The 5674-nt window shown below is 56.8% G+C and carries 3 protein-coding genes and 1 pseudogene; 2 read left to right on the top strand and 2 right to left on the bottom strand.

Annotated elements, in window-relative coordinates; all coding sequences use genetic code 11:
- Positions 1–546 precede the first annotated feature (546 nt).
- Positions 547–1560, bottom strand: coding sequence for a methyltransferase (locus ACIQWS_RS25325; protein ID WP_403185139.1), 1014 nt, complete (start codon positions 1558–1560; stop codon positions 547–549).
- Between the two features lie 632 nt (positions 1561–2192).
- On the opposite strand from ACIQWS_RS25325, the gene ACIQWS_RS25330 reads away from it, so the two are divergent.
- Positions 2193–3143 carry a flagellin gene (locus tag ACIQWS_RS25330; RefSeq protein WP_403185141.1) on the top strand — a complete coding sequence of 317 codons (951 nt, stop codon included), beginning with the start codon at positions 2193–2195 and terminating at the stop codon, positions 3141–3143.
- A 196-nt stretch (positions 3144–3339) separates the two neighbouring features.
- Here the strand turns inward: ACIQWS_RS25330 and ACIQWS_RS25335 are convergent.
- Positions 3340–3893 (bottom strand): annotated as a pseudogene (locus tag ACIQWS_RS25335) (IS6 family transposase); the annotation flags it as partial.
- 504 nt (positions 3894–4397) lie between these two features.
- On the opposite strand from ACIQWS_RS25335, the gene ACIQWS_RS25340 reads away from it, so the two are divergent.
- Positions 4398–5674: flagellar hook protein FlgE (locus ACIQWS_RS25340; protein WP_403185143.1), on the top strand; the 1277-nt coding region annotated here is incomplete at its 3' end.

Below are 5674 nucleotides of genomic sequence, written 5' to 3' on the forward strand. Positions count from 1 at the left end.
TTTCGCGGCCGAAACCACCCGGAAAAACCCCAGCAAATCCAGTATGTACAAACGCGTAAGTCACAAGAAAACGAACAGTTGTATATGCCGATAAGGCTCAACCTAGCCTTGGACAATACCGAAATAGCTCAAGATAGAGACCACCTGGATGCATGATCACGCAAACTGCATTCAATATTTCACGACTAGATTAGTAAGGTTGATTTGTGTCTGGAAAGAGGAAACTAACGTGGATGTAGGTGCATAATCGGGTACAATTGTTAATGAAAACAATGAGCGGAACGCCTAGGATCACTAGGACGCCCGATGCCAAGAATTGTTAGTGGGACAGATTGTATGGCACTGCCGGTTCGTTGGGCAACGTCGCTGAATGCGGCCAAGCCGGCGTCCAGTTGCTGTGCGGTGGCAGCCCGCTTGGTATCTCTTCATCGAGAGCGTTGTTCAAATCAAGAGCGAAGCGGCGGCATCGACCATGTCGGCGCCAGGCGATCGACATTGCATCCTTGGTCAATCTTGCGGAACACCGGCCGCTGTCGTGGTTTCCGCTCAGTCGGGCTTGAGGCCTATCACCATAGAGTCCGGCCCCTGCAACGGTTCGACGCGCGTGGCCACGAAACCGGCGTCGCGCATCCAGGCCTGGCAGTCGCCGCCGGTGTAGTCGAACCCGCCGCGGGTTTCGATCAGCATGTTCAGGCTCATCAGGAGGCCGAAAGCGTTCAAGCGGCGCTCGTCATCGATGACGGCATCGTAGACGATCACGGCCCCACCGTTCGGCAGCGCGGCAAAGGCCTTTTCCAGTAGCATCCTCTTCTCGGCGAGATCCCAGTCGTGCAGGATGTGCCCCATCAAGATCACATCCGCATTTGGCATCGGGCCGTCAAAGAAGTTGCCGCTTTGGAAGCGGATACGGTCAGCGAGACCCTGCCGGGCGACGAACTCGTCAAATATCGGCCGCACGGCGGGCAGGTCGAAGCCGATGGCCTGAAGATGCGGATGCGCTTGCGCGATCACCACCGGCACCATTCCCTGCGCCGCGCCGACATCGACGAAGGTCGTGTATTTCGACCAGTCGAACCGGGTGGCGATCGCCTGCGCAGCACCGGCGCTGATCCCGCTCATCGCCTCGAGGAACCCGCGGAGGCGCGCCGGCTCCGCATAGATCGCGGCGAAGAAGTCTTCGCTGTGCTTGGCTTCATTCTGCGGCTCCCCGGTGCGCAGGGCTTCGGTCAGCGAGCCCCAGAAACCGTAGAGCCGGGCATTGGCCATTTCGAGCATGCCGCCGATATAGGAGGGCTTGCCTTTGTCAAGAAAGAGATCTGTATCAGGGGTATTGCGATAGCGGCCGTCCTCGCGTTCGAGCAGCTTCAGGGCCACTAGGGTGTCGAAGAAGTCGCGGGCCGAGCGTGGATGCAGTTGCAGCCTGGCCCGCAAGTCGGGCAGGTTGGCCGGGCCGGCTGCGAGCGCGGTGAAGACGCCGAGCTCGACCGCGCTGAGCATGGCTTTGGAGGCCCAGAACCCCATGCCGAGCTGCATGATGTTGTCCGGCGTCGTTTCGCCCATCGTACGTCTCCTCCTGGATCGCATCGTCGAACGGTAATCTGGGATTGATGCGGAAACCGAAGCGGTCCGGCTTGGCAAGCCCAGTCCCATCTCGTCTCGTCGAGGCACCCTGCAAGGGAAAAATAGAGCGCTTTGCGATGTCCGGCAATTAATCAATAAGCACTACGTGAGCAAGCGAATGCCCGTGCATCCGACGAGCTATGCCTCGCCCACTTGCCGCCGTGTCTGTCATGTGCCGCAGTTGCGAACAGGCCCAATAGGCCCGAAGCTGCGAAAACGGTCAACTCGGAGAACACAACCAGACGAGCCAGAAACTCCTGTCTTCAATAACCAAACTGGTCTCAAATCATCTGATGACGGACACCGGGCCCCATGAGAAACTCCCGCAGCATTACAAATTCGCCAGTTGGCGCCACAGGTATTCTGGTCGGCACTCTGATCCGATCGTTTTCGCAACCATAATGAGAATTAATCCTGCCATTATTGAAACCGTAATGTAACCGCAATAATCTTGGCGCACTCCTGCTCGTCATAACAGGTGACCGCTTCGGTTACAGGCATCATGCCGCTCTGTTATGTCGGTTCTGATCCGACCTGTCCCCATCCATGTATCTTTTATAGGGGCTTTTTCCATGGCCAGCATTCTTACCAACGCGTCAGCAATGACCGCGCTTCAGACACTTACTGCAACCGGCAAAAACCTTGCCACCACTCAGAACCGCATTGCAACGGGCCTGAAGATCTCCGAAGCTTCCGACAACGCCGCTTACTGGTCGATCGCCACGACAATGCGTTCGGATAATGGTGCCAACTCGGTTATCCATGACGCTCTCGGTCTCGGCAGCTCCAAGATCGATACTGCCTATTCCGCAATGAACAAGGCCATTGATTCGGTAAACACCATCAAGAACCTGGTTCTGGCTTCCAAGAATGCCAGCGCTCAAGACCGCGCCAAGAACCAGCTATTGATCAACTCGGCTATCGGTGCCCTGAAGGAAAACGCAGGCGCTTCATACGCCGGTTCCAACCTGCTCACCACCGACCAGACTGTCGACGCTGCTCCTGCAACGGCAAACTTCAGCACGATCGCTTCCTACAGCCGCGACTCGACCGGCAAGGTAACGACCGGTTCTATCGACGTTGCGCTTGCCAATACCCGTCTTATCGACGCGGGCGGCACCCCTGCAACGAAGACCGGCATTCTCGACAAGCAGTTTGCCGTTACCAACGCCGCAACGACACCTGTCACAACGCAGACCTCGATCCTGACGATCGACGTTTCCGCTGCTACCGTCGACAACACGGCGCTTGACGGCATGCTGACCGGTATCGAAGCTGCTGCCAAGGGCCTGGCTTCCGGTGCTTCGCAGCTCGGTGCTGCCAAGACCCGTATCGACAGCCAGAAGTCGTTCATCAGCGCGCTTTCGGATGCCGTTGATCGTGGTATCGGCACGCTGGTCGACGCTGACATGAACAAGGAATCGGCTCGTCTGTCGGCTCTGCAGGTTCAGCAGCAGCTCGGCGTTCAGGCGCTGTCGATTGCCAATGCAAGCAACCAGACCATCCAGCAGCTGTTCCGCTAAGGATGACGATCCTTCGGGATCGGTACTGAATTGGGCCACGCCTCGTGCGTGGCCTTTTTCTTTCCGGCTCATCCCTCCGAGCAAGCTAGGCGGATTTTCAGATAAAGTTCCACGCTATAGATCTCCTAGCCCCCTGCTTTCGTCGCAAGAGGAAAATTGGTGGCCGGTTTTTACTGTTCTGACGGGGTGGACGTCCTCCCCGACGGCCTCGATGTGCCAGAATGGATCGTTCCCTTTTTCTTAACGGAAGGTGGGAATTCTGGCGCGGTTCTTGAGCCCCTTGTGCGAGCGGTGTTCAATGGCAGGCATGATCTGTCGCTTCGCTGCACCATAGGATCGCAGTTTATCGGTGATGATGCGCTTGGGAGGCATATCCTGCTGTGTCAACAGACGCATCAGCAATTGCTTGGCAGCCTTGGTATTGCGCCGAATCTGCGTGATCTCGTCGAGGACTTAACCGTCCTGATCAACGGCGCGCCACAGATAATGTTTCTTGCCCGAAATGTTGATCACCATTTCATCAAGATGCCAGATGTCGCTGTGCAATGCCTGCTTGCGGTGCAGCCGGCGAGCATAGTCTGGTCCGGACTTGATCCTTCAGCGACGGACGATTTCGTAAGACACAAGTATCCCATGCTCTAAAAGCATTTCCTCGACCAATCGTAGGGTCAGCGGAAATCAGTAATACAGCCACACCGCATGCGTGATAATCTGAGGTGGGAAACGGTGGCGCTTATAGCTTGACGACAGACTGAGACACGCCCGTCATTTATGACAAACTCCCCGAGCCAAGGTTAATGTGACGAGGCCCTTTCGAACGTTCTTTTCAAATTTGCATCCTTGGCTGCAGGAACAACCAAACCAAGAGAGGTCCCGTTTCGAGTTCTACGCGTTTTTCGGTCGGTTCCCACTTGTGGATAAGTTCGGTAACTAAGGCGAGATCAGAGCCGCATCTCCACGCCAGATCCGCTTGCCCTCACGGTGTCTCGAGATTGCCATTTCTTTCGTTGATATGCCGAGACCGATCTACTCCTGTCATGGCAGTTCGCCATTGATGTTGGACCCGGCATCCAGTCGAGAGCCCAAGCCTGTAGCGATCAGGCAGCGTAGATATACGTCTACGCAGTCCCTTTGAAATTTCATCCTGGGTCTGCAACCTATGTAAATGAATATCTCTCATCAATTTCTACGTCATGTTCAGGTAAGAATTGGCATCCACCATTCCAAACCGAATCATCGCGCAAGGAGACGGAAATGAGCCTCTATGGAATGATGCGGACGGGTGTATCGGGCATGAACGCCCAGTCAAATCGCCTGTCGACCGTGTCCGACAACATCGCCAATTCCAGCACCACCGGTTACAAGCGCGCCAGCACTCAGTTTGCCTCGCTGGTTCTGCCAAGCTCGGGCGGCTCCTACAATTCCGGCGGCGTCGAAACGGTTGTTCGTCACCATATTTCCGATAGCGGTTCGCTCCGCTTCACCACCTCATCGACGGACCTCGCGCTCAAGGGCAATGGTTTCTTTGTGGTCAGCAACAGTGCCGGAACACCGTATCTGACACGCGCCGGTTCGTTCGTGCCGGATGCGCAGGGCAATCTGGTCAATGCGGCCGGCTACTATCTCATGGGCAATCCGATCGTGAACGGCCAGACCAATTCGGTCATCAACGGCTACCAGGGGCTGCAGAAGATCAACGTCAAGCAGAACGATCTTGTTGCCGATCCAAGCCGCAAGGGCACTTTCACGGCCAACCTGCCGGCGGGTTCCGCCGTTGTCGCTGCCGCCGACCTTCCGTCCAATGCGGCCGCCAATGCCGCCGGAACGGCAAAATACACCGCCAAGACATCGCTGCAGAGTTTTGACAATCTCGGCAATCTGGTGGTTCTCGATGTTTACTTCACCAAGACGGGTGAAGATCCGGTCACCAAGAACGCCACGTGGGAGGCCACGGTTTACAACAAGGCCGATGCGGCGGCCAGCGGCGGCTTCCCCTATTCAAAAGCGCCCCTGTCCAGCCAAAGCTTCACTTTCGATGGCGCAACCGGCAAGATGACGTCGGCCGGCAAATCCCTTTCGGTGCAGATTCCCAACGGTCAGATGCTTCAGATCGACATGTCGGCCACCAAGCAGCTGGCAGGCGCTTACACGCCGATCGAGGCGAAGATCGACGGCAGCACGCCGAGCCCGATCGAGAATGTCGATATCGCGGCGGACGGCACCGTCGTTGCCCGCTACAAGAACGGCGCGCAGCGCGCCATCTACCAGATCGCGCTGGCTGACGTTCCCAGCCCCGACAATCTGCTTGTCCTGTCCGGCAATGTGTTTGCGACCAGCGCCAATTCCGGCGATGTGCAGTTCGGCCGGCCCGGCAAGGGCAGCTTCGGCAGCATCACGCCGAAGGCAGTTGAAGAATCGAACGCGGACATCGCGCATGAACTGACTGAGATGATTGAGGCGCAGAGAAGCTACACGGCCAATTCCAAGGTCTTCCAGACCGGTGCGGATTTGATGGACGTGCTGGTCAATCT

It is taken from the genome of Phyllobacterium sp. NPDC097923, assembly GCF_044760925.1.
GTDB lineage: Bacteria > Pseudomonadota > Alphaproteobacteria > Rhizobiales > Rhizobiaceae > Phyllobacterium > Phyllobacterium calauticae.

Excerpts from the sequence above, each read along its gene's own strand:
- ACIQWS_RS25325 (WP_403185139.1), bottom strand. The coding sequence starts at position 1,560 with ATGGGCGAAACGACGCCGGACAACATCATGCAGCTCGGCATGGGGTTC.
- ACIQWS_RS25330 (WP_403185141.1), top strand. The coding sequence starts at position 2,193 with ATGGCCAGCATTCTTACCAACGCGTCAGCAATGACCGCGCTTCAGACA.